The organism is Pseudochelatococcus lubricantis (genome assembly GCF_011762225.1).
GTDB lineage: Bacteria > Pseudomonadota > Alphaproteobacteria > Rhizobiales > Beijerinckiaceae > Pseudochelatococcus > Pseudochelatococcus lubricantis.
Genome location: NZ_JAASQI010000005.1, coordinates 39,365 through 55,483 on the forward strand (window position 1 = coordinate 39,365; position 16,119 = coordinate 55,483).

Genomic DNA, 16,119 nt, shown 5'->3' on the forward strand with positions numbered 1-16,119 from the left:
ATGCCGGAAACAGTCACAGCAGGGGTCTATCATGTCCGACCAGACGCATCCGACCGCCGGCGCCCGGCCGCGCGTATTCATCGATGGCGAAGCGGGAACCACGGGGCTCGGCATCCGCACGCGCCTCGATGAACTCGGCCTCGTCGACGTCATCAGCATCGCGCCCGAGAAGCGCAAGGATGCGGATGCGCGCCGCGAGATGATGCGCGCCGCCGACCTCATCATTCTGTGCCTGCCGGATGACGCCGCGCGCGAGGCCGTGAGCCTCGCGGCCTCGCTGGGCGATGAGGCGCCGCGCGTGCTCGACGCGAGTACCGCGCACCGGGTGAGCGAGGGCTGGACCTACGGCTTTCCGGAAATGGCGGAAGGGCAGGCGGAGGCGATTGCCGGCGCATCCCATGTCGCCAATCCCGGCTGCTATGCCACCGGCGCGATCGCGCTGCTGCGCCCGCTCGTTGAGCGCGGGCTGCTTCCGGTCGATTTCCCCGTCGCGATCAATGCGGTGAGCGGCTATTCGGGCGGCGGGCGGTCGATGATCGAGGATTACGAGGCGGCGCGGGCGCCGGCGTTCGAGCTTTACGGGCTCGGGCTGAAGCACAAGCATCTGCCGGAGATCCGCGCCTACGGCCTGCTGGCCCGCCAGCCGATCTTCGTGCCGTCCGTCGGGAACTTCCGGCAGGGCATGTTGGTCAGCCTGCCGCTCTTCTTGCGCGATCTGCCCGGCGCGCCGTCCGCCGCGGACCTGCATGCCGCGCTCGCCGCGCATTACGAGGGCGCGCGCAACGTTGCGGTGGCGCCGCAGGAGGAAGCGGACGCCGGCCGGATCGAGGCGCTGGCGCTCAACGACACGGATCGGCTCGACATCCACGTGTTCGGCAACGCGGAACACGGCCAGGCGGTGCTGGTGGCGCGCCTCGACAATCTGGGCAAGGGCGCATCCGGCGCGGCCGTCCAGAACCTGCGGCTGATGCTCGGCGTGTGACGATCGCCGCCCTGCCGGGGCGGCGCGTGCCAGTCACTCGTTACGACGTTACCCGGACATACTCGCCGGGCGCATCGCCCAGAACCGGCAGCGGCCCCTTCGCGGGATCACGCGCGGGGACGCGCTCGGGCGCCTGCGCTTCCAGCCACGCGAGCCAATCCGGCCACCAGGAGCCGGGGTGCTCCTTCGCTTCCGACAGCCAGCCCTTGATGTCGCCATAAAGCGGGGCCGGCGACGTCCAGTACTGGTATTTGACGCGCGCGGGCGGGTTGACAACGCCGGCGATGTGGCCCGATCCGGAGAGAACGAAGCGCACCGGCCCGCCCAGAAGCTGCGCGCCGAGGAACACGGATTCGGCGGGCGCGATATGGTCCTCCCGCGTCGCCAGTTCGTAGACCGGGACTGTGATCTTCTTCGGGTTGAGGAGCACGCCGCCGATATTCAGCTCGCCTCTGGCAAAGGCGTTCTCCAGATAGAATTTCCTCAGGTAATACGAGTGGTTCGCCTTGGTCATGCGCGTGGAGTCGGAGTTCCAGTGCAGCAGGTCGAACGGGAAGGGCGTCTGCCCCTTCAGATAGACGTTGATGATATACGGCCAGATCAGGTCATTGGGCCGCAGGGCGTTGAACGCGCCCGCCATCACGATGCCGTCGAGATAACCATAGGTGGTCATGCGGTCTTCGAGCGCGCTGATCTGGTTCTCGTCGATGAAAACCTTGAGGTCGCCGGCGCGCGTGAAATCGATCTGGGCCGTCAGCAGGGTGATGCTGTCGATACGCCGGTCGCCGTTGGTGGCGAGGTAGGCCTGTGTCATGGCGAGCAGGGTGCCGCCGACGCAGTAACCGACCGCGGCGAGGCTGTCTTCGCCCGTCAGCTTGAGCACGACGTCGACCGCCGCGATCAGGCCTTCGCGCATGTAGGCCTCGAAATTCTTGTCGGCCAGACTCGCCGCCGGATTCACCCACGAGATGCAGAACAGCGTCGCGCCTTGGTCGACAGTCCACTTGATGAAAGATTTGTCGCGGGTGAGATCGAGGATGTAATACTTGTTGATCCACGGCGGAATCAGCAGAACCGGGCGCTTCAGCACGGTTTCGGTGGTGGGCGAATACTGGATCAGCTCGAACAGCTCGTTGCGGAACACGACCTTGCCGGGCGTGGTGGCGAGATCGACGCCGACCTTGTAGCTCCCCGGCGGTGTCTGGCGGATCTTGAGTTCGCCGTTGCCGGCGGCGATGTCCTCCGCGAGCATCTTCATGCCGCGCACGAGGTTGGCGCCGTTTTCCTTGATGGTTTCGCGCAGTACTTCGGGATTGGTGGCGAGGAAATTGGTTGGCGAGAGGGCGCTCGAAATCTGCTTGACGTAGAAGCGCGCCTTCTGCCGCGTGGCGTCGTCCAGCCCTTCCGCGCCCTCCACGAGGTTGTCCGCCCAGTGGCTGGTGATCAGGTAGACCTGCTTGAGGAAGTCGTAAACCGGATGCTCCTGCCAGTCCTCCGCCCGGAACCGCTTGTCGCCCGGCAGCGGCTGCGCGACCGGCGCCACGGCCTCGCCGTTGAGGCGCTTGAACGTGGTCGCCCACAGATCGATGAAGCCGTTCGCGAGGTTCATCTGCGCCTCGATCGCCTTCTGGGGATTGGCGATCCACTGCTCGGCGAGCTGGCCGAGTGTCTTTACCATGTCGGAGATGTCGGCAGGGCCCTTGGGCGGCGTGCGGCCGCTCTCGATGGGCTTCAGATAGGCGGCGGTCGCCTTGCCGGTTTCCTCGACGAGCTTTGCCATGTTGTGCGACAGCTCTTCGAAATCCGGGAGCGGAAACTCTGCCTGAGCGTTGGCGTCCTGCTTCGACATGCTCTGTTTTTCCTCGTGGCGTCCGGGTTGGCGCGGGTCATCGGCCGGCTTTTGTACTTGTCGACCGGGAGAAGGCTTGCCAGCCTTCTCCAATCGGGATTTATAGGACATAAGCCTTCTTGCCCCCCGTTACGATGACCCACATGCAACGCTGCCCATGAAAGTAGCCGCAATTGCCTTGAATGTCGCCAGTCACGCAGAAAGTTGCCGATCATGATGAATGTTCTTCGCCAATCGACGCCGGCTGCGGCTCTCATCCTTGTCCTTGGGGCCTGCGCGGGGTGCTCGGGCAACGGCCCCGTGCGCAGCGTCGCCGTTGCGAGCGGCTTCGCGACGCAGGGGGCGAAATCGGCCGATTTCGTCGAGCAGTCGCGCCCCGGGGCGCTTGAGTACAAGCCCGTGGGCGTCAAGCCGCCGGATCGCGGCCATGCGCCGTTGAATGCCGATGAACTGCGGACGCTGGAGACAAGCCTCGACCAGCGCCGGACGCGCAACGAGTCGGAGGCGGCGACCGCGAAGGCGCTCGGCAATACGCCGATGGCGCAGCCGCCGGTCATTCCGCCGCTGGAATGAGGGGCGCAGCCGTGCGGCGGCTGCGCGGGGAAGTGTTTCCGCGAAAATATTTCCGGGAAGATATTTCCACCCGCCGCGTGTTGATGATAAATGTTACCTTTACGGCTGTTCGCGCATGATCGTCGATGCGCCGGCCCGTATAAGGCTGCTCTCAAGCGAGCGTTCCGGGCTGGGGCGCGGAGCCTTCAGCCCATTGGCAATCCCGGATACCAACCCATGACCGAATTTCATCGTATCAAGCGCCTTCCCCCCTATGTGTTCGAGCAGGTCAACCGCGCCAAGGCGGCTGCGCGAGCAGCGGGCGCAGATATCGTCGATCTCGGCATGGGCAACCCGGATCTGCCCGCGCCGCGCCACGTCATCGAGAAGCTGGTGGAAACGGTCGGCAAGCCGCGCACGGACCGCTATTCGGCCTCGCGCGGCATCGCGGGCCTGCGGCGCGCGCAGGCGGGCTATTACGAACGCCGTTTCGGCGTGAGGCTCAATCCCGAGACGCAGGTCATCGCCACGCTCGGCTCGAAGGAGGGCTTCGCCAACATGGCGCAGGCCATCACGGCGCCCGGCGACGTGGTGCTGGTGCCGAACCCGAGCTATCCGATCCACGCCTTCGGCTTCCTGATGGCGGGCGGCGTCATCCGCTCCGTCCCGGCGGAGCCGACGCCGGCATTCTTCCCGGCGGTCGAGAAGGCCGTGGTGCACTCGATTCCGAAGCCCATCGCGCTCGTCGTTTGCTATCCGGCGAATCCCACCGCCTATGTCGCCTCGCTCGATTTTTATCGCGATCTCGTGGCCTTTGCGAAGAAGCACGACCTGTTGCTGCTATCGGACCTCGCCTATTCGGAAGTGTATTTCGACGGCGAGCCGCCGCCCTCCGTTCTGCAGGTGCCGGGCGCGATCGACGTGACCGTCGAGTTCACGTCGATGTCCAAGACCTATTCGATGGCTGGCTGGCGCATCGGCTTCGCGGTCGGCAACGAGCGCCTCATCGCTGCGCTGGGCCGGGTGAAGTCCTATCTCGACTATGGTGCGTTCACGCCCGTTCAGGTGGCGGCGACCGCCGCGCTGAACGGCCCGGACGACTGCATCCGCGAAATGCGCGCCACCTACAAGCACCGGCGCGACGTGCTGATCGATTCGTTCGGCCGCGCCGGTTGGGACATCCCGGTGCCGAGCGCGTCGATGTTCGCCTGGGTGAAGATTCCGGAGCCCTTCCGGGCACTCGGCAGCCTGGAGTTTTCCAAGCTGCTGGTGGAGAAGGCGGAGCTTGCCGTCGCGCCGGGCATCGGTTTCGGCGAGCATGGCGACGAATACGTCCGCATTGCCGTGGTCGAGAACGAGCAGCGCATCCGGCAGGCTGCCCGCAATCTGCGGCGTTTCCTTGAAACAGCGGACAAAACGTTGCACAACGTCGTTCCACTCGCTGCGCATCGCTAAGCTGCGCACCTTCCATCGCACCCGGTTCTGAATAATGGCGCAAAGTTTACGGGTCGGCATCGCCGGCCTTGGCACGGTCGGCGCATCCGTCGTCCGCCTTCTCGATCAGCAAAAGGATATCCTGGCCGCCCGCTGCGGGCGCGCGATCGTCGTCACGGCGGTTGCCGCCCGTGACAGGACGCGCGACCGCGGCATCGACCTCGGCGGGCTGCAATGGTACGATGATCCCGTCGCGCTGGCGGACGCGCCCGATATCGACGTTTTCGTCGAACTCATCGGCGGCGAGAACGGCCCGGCGAAGAAGGCCGTCGAGACGGCCCTGCGCGCGGGCAAGTCGGTGGTCACGGCCAACAAGGCGCTGATCGCCCACCACGGCGAGGCGCTCGCCCACCTCGCCGAGGAACGGCAGGTGGCGCTCTCGTTTGAGGCGTCTGTCGCCGGCGGCATTCCCGTCATCAAGACGGTGAAGGAAGGGCTTGCCGGCAACCGCATCTCGCGCATTTCCGGCATTCTCAACGGCACCTGCAACTACATCCTCACCCGGATGGAGAAGGAGAGCCTGTCGTTCAAGAAATGCCTCAAGCAGGCGCAGGTGCTGGGCTACGCAGAGGCCGACCCGACCTTCGACATCGACGGCTACGACACTGCCCACAAGCTCACCATTCTCGCGGCGCTCGCCTTCGGCGTCGACGTCAATATCGGTGCGGTCTACGTCGAGGGCATCAGGTCCATCGATGCGTTCGACATCCGCATGGCGAAAAAGCTCGGCTACCGCATCAAACTGCTGGGTGTCGCGGAGCGGTCCGAATCGGGTATCGAGCAGCGCGTCCATCCCACCATGGTGCCGGACGATTCGCCCATCGCCCGTGTGATGGGCGTCACCAATGCAGTGAACATCCAGGCGGATGCGGTGGGTGAACTCACCCTTGCCGGTCCGGGGGCTGGCGGCGACGCAACCGCCTCGTCGGTGATCGCCGACCTCGCGGACATCGCGCGCGGCCTCGTCAGCCCGCCGTTCGGCGCGCCGGCGGCCTCGCTTGGCCGCTCCATCCAGGAGCCGATGCAGGTTCACGAAGGCGGCTATTACGTGCGTCTGACGGTGGCCGACCAGCCGGGCGCGGCCGCGTCTATCGTCACGAGCTTCGCCGATCTCGGCATCTCGCTGGAGAGCATCATCCAGAACCGCTCCGAGGATGCCGCCCAGCTTGATCCCGCCGGCCGTTCGGGCGCGCCGGTGCCCGTCGTGGTCATTACTTACGCGACGACCGAACAGGCCATTCGCTCCGCGGTTGATAAGGCGATCGCGGAGGGTTATGTCGTCGAAAAGCCACAGGTTATCCGTATCGAACGGGAATAGTATTCGCCGTGTCCGCGAATGACACGATAAAGACGTGAAAGCATGGCGTAGCCGTTCGCGCATACCCCTGTTCAAGCTTGTCCCCGAGGAGCAGACCACGATGTCCAACGAAGGCGAATTGAAAGCCAGCCACTATATCGACCGTATCCTCACGCTGGAACTCGTTCGCGTCACCGAGCGCGCCGCCGTGTCCGCCGCGCGTCTGCGCGGCAAGGGGGACGAGAAGGCGGCCGATCAGGCGGCGGTGGACGCCATGCGCCGCGAACTGAACCGCCTGTCCATCGACGGCACGGTGGTCATCGGCGAGGGCGAGCGCGACGAGGCGCCGATGCTGTTCATCGGCGAGCGGGTCGGCAACCGCAGCGGGCCGAAGGTGGACATCGCCGTCGACCCGCTGGAGGGTACCACGCTCTGCGCCAAGGACATGCCGGGCTCCATCGCCGTGATGGCCATGGCCGAGGGCGGCTCGCTGCTTAACGCCCCCGACGTCTACATGGAGAAGATCGCCATCGGCCCCGGCTATCCGGCTGGCCTCGTCGATCTGGACGCGACGCCCGAGCAGAACATCGAGGCGCTGGCGAAGGCCAAGGGTGTGCACCCCTCCGAAATCACCGCGCTGGTGCTCGATCGTCCGCGTCATGCCGAGATCATCGCCGCCATCCGCCGCACGGGCGCGTCCGTGCGACTCATCACCGACGGCGATGTGGCGGGCGTGATCTTCACCGCCACGTCGGGCGAGACCGGTGTCGACATTTATATCGGCACGGGCGGCGCGCCCGAGGGTGTGCTCGCGGCGGCGGCTCTGCGCTGCGTCGGCGGCCAGATGCAGACCCGCCTCATTCTCGACACGCCGGAGAAGCGCGAGCGCGCCGCGGCCATGGGCGTCACCGATCCCGCGCGCAAGTATTCCATTGAGGAACTGGCGGCGGGCGACGTTGTCGTCTCGGCGACGGGTGTGACGGACGGGGCGCTGCTCTCCGGCGTGCGTTTCGGCAGCGACGTCATCGAGACCGAGACTGTCGTCTACCGTTCCGCCACCGGCACGGTGCGCCGCATCCGCGCCGAGCATCGCGACCATTCGAAATTCCATCTGGACTGATTGCCGCTGTTCGCGCCGGGCCTCTGCGCCCGGCGCGCTTTCATTCAGACGGAGCATTTCTATCTTTCGCAGAAATGCTCCAGCCAACATTTCGTCGAGCAAGGTGGCCCAGGCAAGCTTTTCCGCAGCGCATTCCTTTGAGGCGCGTCCGTTTCTCGGCGTCAGCCGCTCCGTTCTCGGGCGCGCCTGGCAGGATCGCTGCACGGAGGCCGAGCGCGCCTCGGCGCTTGCAATGGTGCAGCTGCACGGGCTGCCCGACATTCTGGCGCGCGTGCTGGCGTCGCGCGGCATCGGGCCCGACGATGCGCAGGCTTATCTCGCGCCGCGCGTGCGCGATCTCATGCCCGATCCCTCGACGCTCGTCGCTATGGACGAGGCGGCGGCGCGTATCGCGCGGGCGGTGGCGCGCCGGGAGAAAGTCGCCATCCTCGGTGACTACGATGTCGACGGCGCCTGTTCCTCCGCCCTGCTCGGCCTGTTTCTGGCACGCGGAGGGGTGGACTTCGTCGTGCGGATTCCGGACCGCGTCGTCGACGGCTATGGACCCAACTTGGCGGCGATCCGTGAACTGCATGAGGCCGGCTGCACCCTGCTGGTGACGGTGGACTGCGGCGTGGCGAGTTTCGAGCCGCTCGCCGAGGCGCGCCGGCTTGGCATGGACGTCGTGGTGCTCGATCATCATCAGGCGGGCGTGGAGCTGCCGCAGGCTGTGGCAGTCGTCAACCCCAACCGGCAGGATGACCTGTCGGGCCTCGGCCACCTGTGCGCGGCCGGCGTGGTTTTCATGGCTCTCGTCGCCGTCCAGCGTGCGTTGCGTCAGGCCGGCTTCTGGCGGCAGACGGCGGGCGGGGAGCCCGACCTGCTCGCCGATCTCGACCTCGTGGCGCTTGCGACCGTGGCCGATGTCGTGCCGCTCGTCGGCCTCAACCGCGCTTTCGTCCAGCAGGGGCTTGCCGTGATGCGCCAGCGCCGGCGACCTGGGCTGACGGCGCTGCTCGACGTCTCCGGCCTGTCGGGGCCGCCGGAGGCGTGGCATCTCGGCTTCCTGCTCGGCCCGCGCATCAACGCGGGGGGGAGAATCGGCGATTCGGCGCTGGGCACCACCTTGCTGATGGCACGGGAGCCGCATGAGGCGGCGCGCATCGCTACAGAACTCAACACGCTGAACGCGGAGCGGCAGGTGGTGGAGCGGCTGGCCGTCGAGGAGGCGGTCGCCATGGCGGAGCGCCAGCTGGCGGAAGGCGATCCCCCGGTGCTGGTCGTGGCCTCGCCCGGCTGGCATCCGGGTGTCGTCGGGCTGGTCGCCGCGCGGGTGAAGGAGCGCTTCAACCGTCCCGCCTTCGCCATCGCGCTCGACGACCGGGGTGGCGGCACGGGCTCGGGCCGCTCGATTCCGGGCGCGGATATCGGGCGGGCGGTGCGTCGGATGGTGGAGGAGGGCATCGCCGTCAAGGGTGGTGGCCATGCCATGGCGGCGGGCGTGACACTCGGCCGCGACGGCGTCGCGGCCTTCGGCGAGCGGCTGTCGGCGGTACTTGCCGAAGACGTCGGGCGGGCAGGCGAGGGCGAGGCGCTCGGCATCAACGCAGCGCTCACGGCAGGCGGCGCGACGCCGGAACTCGTGGCGGGCATCTCCCGCGCAGGCCCTTACGGCGCTGGCAATCCCGAGCCGGTATTCGCGTTCGGCCATCATATGCTGACCGAGGCCACCGTCGTGGGGGCGAACCATGTGCGTGTCCGCCTGCGCGCCGGCGACGGTGCATCGCTCGGCGGCATGGTGTTCCGCGCCGCCGACCAGCCGCTTGGGCAGGCGCTGTTGTCGCTGAAGGGGCAGCCGGTGCACGCGGCCGGCACACTGGCGCTCGACAACTGGGGCGGGCGCACGCAGGTGAGCCTGCGGCTGCTCGATGTCTGCAAGGCCGAAGCCGCGCGCCGATAGTGCTTGTATGACGGCCGCGCGTCACTTATGTGGAAAACATCCAAAGTTTTACGACAGGCCTTGCCGAAGGCGGCAAACATCTCTATTAGTCACGCCACTTCACCGGCAACGGTTGATGCGCCCATCGTCTAGCGGTCTAGGACGTCGCCCTTTCACGGCGAAAACAGGGGTTCGATTCCCCTTGGGCGCGCCATAAAACTCGCCTATACGTAAGGCACTGATATTCAAAGACAATCCCGGACAAGATTTTGGACCGCGTACCTAGCCGCGTCCTAGACTGCGTACCTGTGTCAGGATGTCGCAGAGGGCTATGTGATCCGGTTGAACGTCCACCGGGGCAGCGCAGAGCGATACCGGAGATGGTTGCTACACGGCGCTGCCCGAATCTGCCGTGCTCTCCTGCCTGACAACAGCAACATCAAGCCGAGCGGGCGCACGCGATAGCCTCGCGATGCCAGCAAACGCCACTACAGCACCAGCCCCAAATGCGGCCGTGACCGCGAGCGCCCAATCAACGCCGATATGCTCCGTCAGCAGGGCGAAGGCGAACGGCGCGGCTGATGCGACCACGAGGCGCACTGCCATCACCTGACCTTGGCGGGTGCCGTAACCGAAGCTACCGAACAGTACGAGGGGAAGGGTTCCGCTCACGATGCTGTAAAGCCCGTTGCCCATGCCGAACAGGACGGCGAAGGCCAGTGCGCCCGGAACGGACGGAGCGGCCAAAAGCAGAAGGGCTATCGCCGCCGGCAGCAACCCGGCGGAAATCATTGCGAGCCGGAGTTGGGACAGGTTCCGGCCGAATACCATGTTGACGAAACGGCTCAAGACCTGCGCCGGGCCGTACAGGGTGCCGACCATGACACCGACCACGCCGAGGCCGAGCGCGGCGAGAAGCGGCAGCATGTGAACGAGGATTGCCGAACTGACGAAGCTCTGGAGGGCAAGGCCAATCGCCATCAGGGCAAACCCTTTCCGTCTTACGACAAGCGGTAGACTGCCTTCAACCGGGTTGTCATCTCTCCGGGGCGCTGCATCGCTTGTCGTGTCGGCAGGCCGGGACGGGCGCGACAGCAGGGCGTGGAGCGGCAAGCAGATGGCAAGGTGCATCGCCGCGAAGGCAAGATAGACCTGCCGCCATGTCAGGAATCCATGCAGCCATGTCGTGACCGGCCAAAAGATGGTGGAGGCGAAACCGGCGATCAGCGTCAGATAGACGATGCTGCGCTGTGCGGTCTGCGGGTGGCGCTGCACCAGCAAGGGAAACGCGGCGCTGTACTGCACGAGCGTCGAGGCGATTTCCATTGCCACCAGCGTCGGCAGGAAGGCCGTGCCGGACGGAGCGAAAGCGCAGGCCACGAGCGCGGCGGCCGCGACGAGTGATCCGGCCGTCATGACACGCCCGGCCCCATAGCAGTCGATCCAGCGTCCCGATAGGGGCGCGGCCAGTCCTCCGGCCAGAAGCGCAGCGGAAAGCGCCCCGAACGCCAATTCCGGGGGCCACGCGAAGTCTCGCGCTATGGCGGGCGCGAGGATGCCGAAGCTGTAATAGAGCGTGCCATAGCCGACAATCTGTGTCAGCCCGAGCGCCCCGATGGCGAGCCACCGCGTCATGGCGTCTTGCGCCAGATCGTGAGCATCAACGCCCCGCTTCCGTGACAGCCGGTGCCTTGCCGCCGCGTTCATACCAGCCTTTGGAGCGGTTCACGATCCACACGACGGAGAGCATCACCGGCACTTCGATCAGCACCCCGACGACGGTGGCGAGCGCCGCACCCGACTGGAAGCCGAAAAGGCTGATGGCGGCGGCAACCGCCAGTTCGAAGAAGTTTGAAGCGCCGATCAGGGCGGACGGCCCCGCCACGCAATGTTTCTCCCCGGTGACGCGGTTCAGCAGATAGGCCAGCCCGGCGTTGAAATAGACCTGGATCAGGATCGGGACGGCCAAGAGGGCGATAATGAGCGGTTGGGCAAGAATCTGTTCGCCCTGAAAACCGAACAGCAGCACGAGCGTGGCGAGCAGCGCCGCCAGTGAAAGCGGCTGGAGCCAGTCGAGGAAACGTTTCAGTGCCGGTTCTCCGCCCGTGGCGAGCAGATGACGGCGCACGAACTGCGCGACGATCACCGGGACGATGATGTAGAGCGCAACCGAAAGGACGAGTGTATCCCACGGCACGGTAATGGCCGAGAGGCCGAGCAGCAGGCCGACAACCGGCGCGAAAGCGAACACCATGATGGCGTCATTGAGCGCGACTTGGCTCAATGTGAAGTGCGGTTCGCCCTTGGTCAGGTTCGACCAGACGAACACCATCGCCGTGCAGGGCGCGGCCGCAAGGATGATGAGGCCGGCGATATAGCTGTCGATCTGGTCAGCCGGCAGGTAAGGCCGGAACAGGTATCCGATGAACAGCCAGCCAAGCGCCGCCATCGAAAAGGGCTTCACAGCCCAATTGACGAAGAGCGTCACGCCGATGCCGCGCCAGTGCTCCTTGACCTGCCCGAGCGCGGCAAAGTCGATCCTGATCAGCATCGGCACGATCATCAGCCAGATGAGCACCGCAACCGGCAGGTTGACCTTGGCGACCTCCATCGCGCCGATGGCATGGAAGATGCCCGGCATGAGGTGGCCGAGCGCGATACCGGCGACGATGCAGAGCGCAACCCATAGGGTGAGATAGCGTTCAAAGGTGGACATGTGGCCCGTCCTTATGCTGTCGCCACGCGGCGGCCGTGTTCGTCCACCACCCGTTCGCCGTCCTCCTTAACGAACTCGCCCCGCTGCGGCGGCAGCAGGTCCAGCACCTGTTCGGACGGGCGGCAGAGCCGCACGCCCTTCGGGCTGACGACGATGGGACGGTTAATCAGGATCGGATGCGCCAGCATGGCGTCAAGAAGCTGGTCATCGGTCAGGTTCGGATCGTCAAGGCCAAGCTCCGCATAGGGAGTGCCCTTCTGGCGCAGCAGATCGCGGACGGGGATGCCCATGCGCTCGATAAGCTGCTTGAGCATCGTCCGTGTCGGCGGCGTCTTGAGATATTCGATGATATGCGGCTCGATACCGGCATTGCGGATCATGGCGAGCGTGTTGCGCGATGTGCCGCAGGCGGGGTTGTGATAGATAATGACGTCCATGATTCACCTCATGCCAAGTTCATCTCATACCAAGTCGGGCCGGAGCGACGTGGCCCCTTCGCTTCTGCCGATTTCCCGCAGCTTCGTGCCGAGAGCCGTCCGGTCGAGGCTTTCGATGGGGAGCGACGAAAAGGCGGAGATGCGGTTTCTGAGATAACGGAACGCGGTGACGAAGGCCGCTTCCTTCTCGATGTCCGCCCCCTCCACGGCGGCGGGGTCTTCAATGCCCCAATGCGCCGTCATCGGATGCCCCGGCCAGACCGGACAGGTCTCCCCGGCCGCGTTGTCGCAGACGGTGAACACGAAATCCATCACGGGCGCATCCGGCTTCCCGAACTCGTCCCAGCTTTTCGACCGGAGCCCATCGGTGGGATAATCGAAGCTCTCCAGTACCTTGAGAGCAAAGGGATTGACTGCGCTTTTCGGATGGCTGCCCGCCGAGAAAGCACGGAACCGGCCGGCACCGTCCTTGTTAAGGATGCTCTCGGCCATGATCGAACGGGCGGAATTGCCGGTGCAGAGAAACAGGACGTTGTAGACGCGGTTGGTCAGGTTGGTGTCAGGCATGAGCGTGATCCTCCACGGGTTCGCATTGGCAGGACAGCGCGGCCACGGCGGGGTTGCACACTTCGGGGTGGCCTTGGCAGCAGTCGCGCATGAGGAAGGCGATGAGGCCGGCGAGGGCCGGATAGGCGGCGCTGTAGATGATCGAACGCCCCTCGCGGCGGGACACAACCAGCCCGGCATGTTCCAATTGGCTCAAGTGGAACGACATGCGCGAAGATGACGCACCGTCCATCGCCTCGCCAATCGCCCCGGCCGGCAGACCTTGAGGGCCGGCCGTCACCAGCAGGCGGACGATGCGCAGCCGCGTTTCTTGAGAGAGCGCGGCGAAGGCGTCGAGGGCTTGCTTTTCGTTCATTGTAGCCTCAATATATCAACATCTATTGAAATATGGATACATGAAGATGAACGATAGCACCAGATCCCAAGAGATGAATTTTCTGGAGATGGATTTTGACGGCGACGCCTCGCTGGGCGCCCTTCTGACCGCGCTGGAGCCGCACGCCGGCAAGGCTCTGGTTATCGACTACGGTGGGCGCAGGATCAGACCCGGCTATCATGTGACCGAAGTCAAGGCCGGCTCCTTCGTGACCCTCGATTGCGGCGTCAATCCCGCCTCGTGGCGCGAAACGATCCTGCAAGTGGAGGATAGCGGCGCGGAAGGGGGACGTGATTACCTGTCTGTCGGCAAGTTTCGCGGGATTCTCGATCAAGTGGCGCGACGGGTTGCGCTCGATCCCGACGCCCGACTGACTTTCGAGGTTGGCCCGCCCGGCGCAGCGATGCAGGTTTTCGACGTGGACGCGCTGCATCTGGAGGCCGGGCATGTCGTGCTTCGGCTCACTGCCCGCTCCGCGATCTGCAAACCGAGACACCGGGCGCAGCAGGCAGCGACAGCGTGTTGCAGCCCGAGAACGACGGCTGGAGCCTGTTGCGCGAGGTGACTCGCTGATTGCAACCGAAACTATTTTTCCCGGTGTTGTGGGTCATGGGTAATTATTATCTTCGACGCTCATTCATGCCGGGAACCCTCAAGAGGCCCGCAGGAGCCCGCGACATCCGCATCCCGACGCCCTTCAAATAACCCTTGCTTCTTGACCCTTTCCCACGTCTCAATCTCGCCCTTCCGTTGGCTGAGATATCGGCTGACAAGTTGCTGGGTACATTCGACCACGGTTGCGATGTCGTTATGGGAAAGGTCGGGGAAGTGATGACGGACCCAAATGATTTCCATCTGGACCGTCATGGGCGACAGACGGGTTTCCTTGAACACATCAAGGGCTTCCCTTGCGGTGACGACACTCCCATGTTCCCGGAGGTCTTTTTCATAATCAGCGACAGCCATGTCCCATGCTTCTGCAATGAGGCGCTGGCCCATCGGGCTGACGGTGTCGAAGGAGAAGCCAGACTTGGGATTGTCATTCCTGGCCCCGTATCCGCGTTCCTCCCATTCTTGCGGGAGCCGGTAATAGCGACCTTCCTTTCCGAGCATTCCCATGTGATGGAGGACAGCCCGGACACGCTTGGAGCCGACGCCATAATGACGGCCGACTTCGGTGACGGTAAACCACTCTCCCCAGTCTGTCGGTTCGATGCGCCCCGTCTTTCGATTCAGGATATGCGGCTGGTAGTGCATTGATGATGGTCCTTAGAAACGACAAAACCCGCCAAAAAGGCGGGCTTGTCTGAGGTGGTCGGTTGTCTTCTCTTACTATCTATCGGGCGATCCCGCAGGCTGCGATGAAATCATCAAATGGTAAGCCATATTTTTCTGCCGCCCTTTCCAATCTCTCCTTTGCGGCCTCCCGCTCGCCTGCCGTCACTCCTCTCGTGTACAGCGACCAAACCTTTTTAGCGCGGGTTCTGTCTTGAGGATCTACCTTGACGGAACTATTCTGGGCGTTGGCAGCTTCCTGATTGCCCAGCGGTGTTCCGTGGGGAGCAGGGTATCGTTGCGCTCCAAAGTCGAGTTCTGGCTGGCTAGGTTTCTGCGTCTGGTCTGGCGCTTTGCGGGCCTCAAGGCTCTTTATCCGCTCCAAGGCTTCCGTGAGGGCCTGAGAGAGCCGCTTGTTTTCTTCAAGCACTTGCTCAAGCCGTTCCTTGGTGGAAGGCGGCTTGGGCTTGGCTTCCGTGGAAATGGTTGCCTCGGGGCAACTATTTAATCCGCTATCTGCCTTCCGCTTATCCGCGAGGGCCTTCAAGACCTCCTTGACGGACCATTTCCGTTCGCCTTCCGGCCTGACTTCCATTGCAGCCTTGGCTTCGTCCCAATTGGCGGCAAGCTTCATGAGGCGGGAGCGCCATGTTTTATCGAAACTAAAGCCTTGTTCGTCGCACCACTTCCCGAAAGTGCTGTTTCTTCCAGCGCCGCCCAAGGTTTCTTTAACCTCGTTCAGGACTTCCCCAATCGCCACAAAGGTCATCAGGGTCTCAAAGGTTCCTTCTCGGGCCTTTGCGGTGCGTTCGTGGATGGTCTGCGCTGCATTAGCAAGCCAGTTGTGGTTTCTGTTGTCGGTTATTTCTGTCATGTTTTTGATGATCCTTTTTCGTCTGGTGTCTGTAGATAAAGAAAAACCCGCGTCGAGGCGGGCGGATAGTGTTTTGTTGCGAAGCATTCTGCGGGGCTGTGGTCAGTCGCTAAGGCTGTGCTTCCCTTCCTCGCCTGTCATCCCGGCCCCATGCCGTCATCTTGGCGTTCCGCGTCGTCACCGTCAGGTTCTCCCTGCGGAGGTCTGTCTTGTCCCCGTTGCGATGCTTGATGATGAGGGCGCGGTTCTGCGTCGCTATCCCGGTAACTGTCTCCGCCACGCCCATGATGACGCGGGCGATGGAGGTGCGTGTTCCCGACTTCCTGCCGCTCTTCCATGTCTTGATGGTTCCGTCAGGATGCTGCATCCAGTTCGGGCTGTATCCAGCTTCAAGGACGCGGCGATAGTCGTTCGGGGCGATGAGGGCTGTCCTTTCGGAGTGCGCGAGGGGCACTTGAAGGAGGCCGTCCGGGGTGGTGATGGGTGGTCTGAGTTCCGTGAATTTCATGGCTGTCTGTGTTCCCGAATTTGATTTGAGCGAGGCTTCCCAACAAATGGGAAAGAGGCAAGTGGATCAGGATTGCTGACTTAATTCAAATGTGAAGTGAACTTCACTTTTCGGGCCTCTTCTCCACTAGGTGCAGCCCAATAGCTGGCTATAT

The 16,119-nt window shown here is 64.2% G+C and carries 16 protein-coding genes and 1 tRNA gene; 8 read left to right on the forward strand and 9 right to left on the reverse strand.

The features are described 5' to 3' along the window. Positions 1-31: 31 nt before the first annotated feature. Complete coding sequence (gene argC, locus FHS82_RS11365; protein WP_166952736.1) at positions 32-982, forward strand: N-acetyl-gamma-glutamyl-phosphate reductase; 951 nt, start codon at positions 32-34, stop codon at positions 980-982. A gap of 40 nt (positions 983-1,022) precedes the next feature. Here argC and FHS82_RS11370 read toward each other — a convergent pair whose 3' ends face one another. Then, positions 1,023-2,831 (reverse strand): PHA/PHB synthase family protein, encoded by a 1,809-nt coding sequence (locus FHS82_RS11370; protein ID WP_166952739.1) that lies wholly within the window; start codon positions 2,829-2,831, stop codon positions 1,023-1,025. A gap of 213 nt (positions 2,832-3,044) precedes the next feature. On the opposite strand from FHS82_RS11370, the gene FHS82_RS11375 reads away from it, so the two are divergent. From FHS82_RS11375 to FHS82_RS11400, 6 genes are all read left to right on the forward strand, one after another. Next, positions 3,045-3,404 carry a hypothetical protein gene (locus tag FHS82_RS11375; protein WP_166952742.1) on the forward strand — a complete coding sequence of 120 codons (360 nt, stop codon included), beginning with the start codon at positions 3,045-3,047 and terminating at the stop codon, positions 3,402-3,404. A 216-nt stretch (positions 3,405-3,620) separates the two neighbouring features. After that, on the forward strand, positions 3,621-4,838 hold the full coding sequence (locus FHS82_RS11380) for an LL-diaminopimelate aminotransferase (RefSeq protein ID WP_166952745.1): 1,218 nt from the start codon (positions 3,621-3,623) through the stop codon (positions 4,836-4,838). Positions 4,839-4,872: 34 nt separating this feature from the next. Next, a complete protein-coding gene (locus FHS82_RS11385; protein WP_166952748.1) occupies positions 4,873-6,195 on the forward strand; it encodes a homoserine dehydrogenase in 1,323 nt (440 codons plus the stop codon). A gap of 100 nt (positions 6,196-6,295) precedes the next feature. Next, positions 6,296-7,294, forward strand: coding sequence for a class II fructose-bisphosphatase (glpX, locus tag FHS82_RS11390; protein ID WP_166952751.1), 999 nt, complete (start codon positions 6,296-6,298; stop codon positions 7,292-7,294). A gap of 232 nt (positions 7,295-7,526) precedes the next feature. Continuing rightward, positions 7,527-9,233, forward strand: a complete 1,707-nt coding sequence (gene recJ / locus FHS82_RS11395; protein WP_166953400.1) for a single-stranded-DNA-specific exonuclease RecJ — start codon at positions 7,527-7,529, stop codon at positions 9,231-9,233. Positions 9,234-9,350: 117 nt separating this feature from the next. Further along, positions 9,351-9,426: transfer RNA gene (locus tag FHS82_RS11400), tRNA-Glu, on the forward strand. A 173-nt stretch (positions 9,427-9,599) separates the two neighbouring features. Here the strand turns inward: FHS82_RS11400 and arsK are convergent. The 5 genes from arsK to FHS82_RS11425 are packed head-to-tail and all read right to left on the reverse strand — an operon-like array spanning position 9,600 to position 13,287. Next, positions 9,600-10,847, reverse strand: coding sequence for an arsenite efflux MFS transporter ArsK (gene arsK / locus FHS82_RS11405; protein WP_208394202.1), 1,248 nt, complete (start codon positions 10,845-10,847; stop codon positions 9,600-9,602). A gap of 25 nt (positions 10,848-10,872) precedes the next feature. Beyond that, positions 10,873-11,928, reverse strand: coding sequence for an ACR3 family arsenite efflux transporter (gene arsB, locus FHS82_RS11410; protein WP_166952757.1), 1,056 nt, complete (start codon positions 11,926-11,928; stop codon positions 10,873-10,875). An 11-nt stretch (positions 11,929-11,939) separates the two neighbouring features. After that, positions 11,940-12,365 carry an arsenate reductase (glutaredoxin) gene (gene arsC, locus FHS82_RS11415; RefSeq protein ID WP_166952760.1) on the reverse strand — a complete coding sequence of 142 codons (426 nt, stop codon included), beginning with the start codon at positions 12,363-12,365 and terminating at the stop codon, positions 11,940-11,942. Between the two features lie 24 nt (positions 12,366-12,389). After that, positions 12,390-12,917 carry an arsenate reductase ArsC gene (locus FHS82_RS11420; protein WP_377700243.1) on the reverse strand — a complete coding sequence of 176 codons (528 nt, stop codon included), beginning with the start codon at positions 12,915-12,917 and terminating at the stop codon, positions 12,390-12,392. Between the two features lie 7 nt (positions 12,918-12,924). Next, on the reverse strand, positions 12,925-13,287 hold the full coding sequence (locus FHS82_RS11425) for an ArsR/SmtB family transcription factor (RefSeq protein ID WP_166952766.1): 363 nt from the start codon (positions 13,285-13,287) through the stop codon (positions 12,925-12,927). Between the two features lie 46 nt (positions 13,288-13,333). Between FHS82_RS11425 and FHS82_RS11430 the strand changes: the two genes are divergently transcribed. Continuing rightward, positions 13,334-13,873 (forward strand): DUF6428 family protein, encoded by a 540-nt coding sequence (locus FHS82_RS11430; RefSeq protein WP_246225309.1) that lies wholly within the window; start codon positions 13,334-13,336, stop codon positions 13,871-13,873. 68 nt (positions 13,874-13,941) lie between these two features. Here the strand turns inward: FHS82_RS11430 and FHS82_RS11435 are convergent, their stop codons facing one another. From FHS82_RS11435 to FHS82_RS11445, 3 genes are all read right to left on the reverse strand, one after another. Then, the gene (locus tag FHS82_RS11435) at positions 13,942-14,565 is read right to left on the reverse strand and encodes a hypothetical protein (RefSeq protein WP_166952769.1); all 624 of its coding nucleotides are present in this window, start codon (positions 14,563-14,565) and stop codon (positions 13,942-13,944) included. A 79-nt stretch (positions 14,566-14,644) separates the two neighbouring features. Further along, a complete protein-coding gene (locus FHS82_RS11440) occupies positions 14,645-15,457 on the reverse strand; it encodes a hypothetical protein (RefSeq protein ID WP_166952773.1) in 813 nt (270 codons plus the stop codon). Between the two features lie 109 nt (positions 15,458-15,566). Beyond that, on the reverse strand, positions 15,567-15,965 hold the full coding sequence (locus FHS82_RS11445; RefSeq protein WP_166952776.1) for an HNH endonuclease: 399 nt from the start codon (positions 15,963-15,965) through the stop codon (positions 15,567-15,569). Between the last annotated feature and the right edge of the window lie 154 nt (positions 15,966-16,119).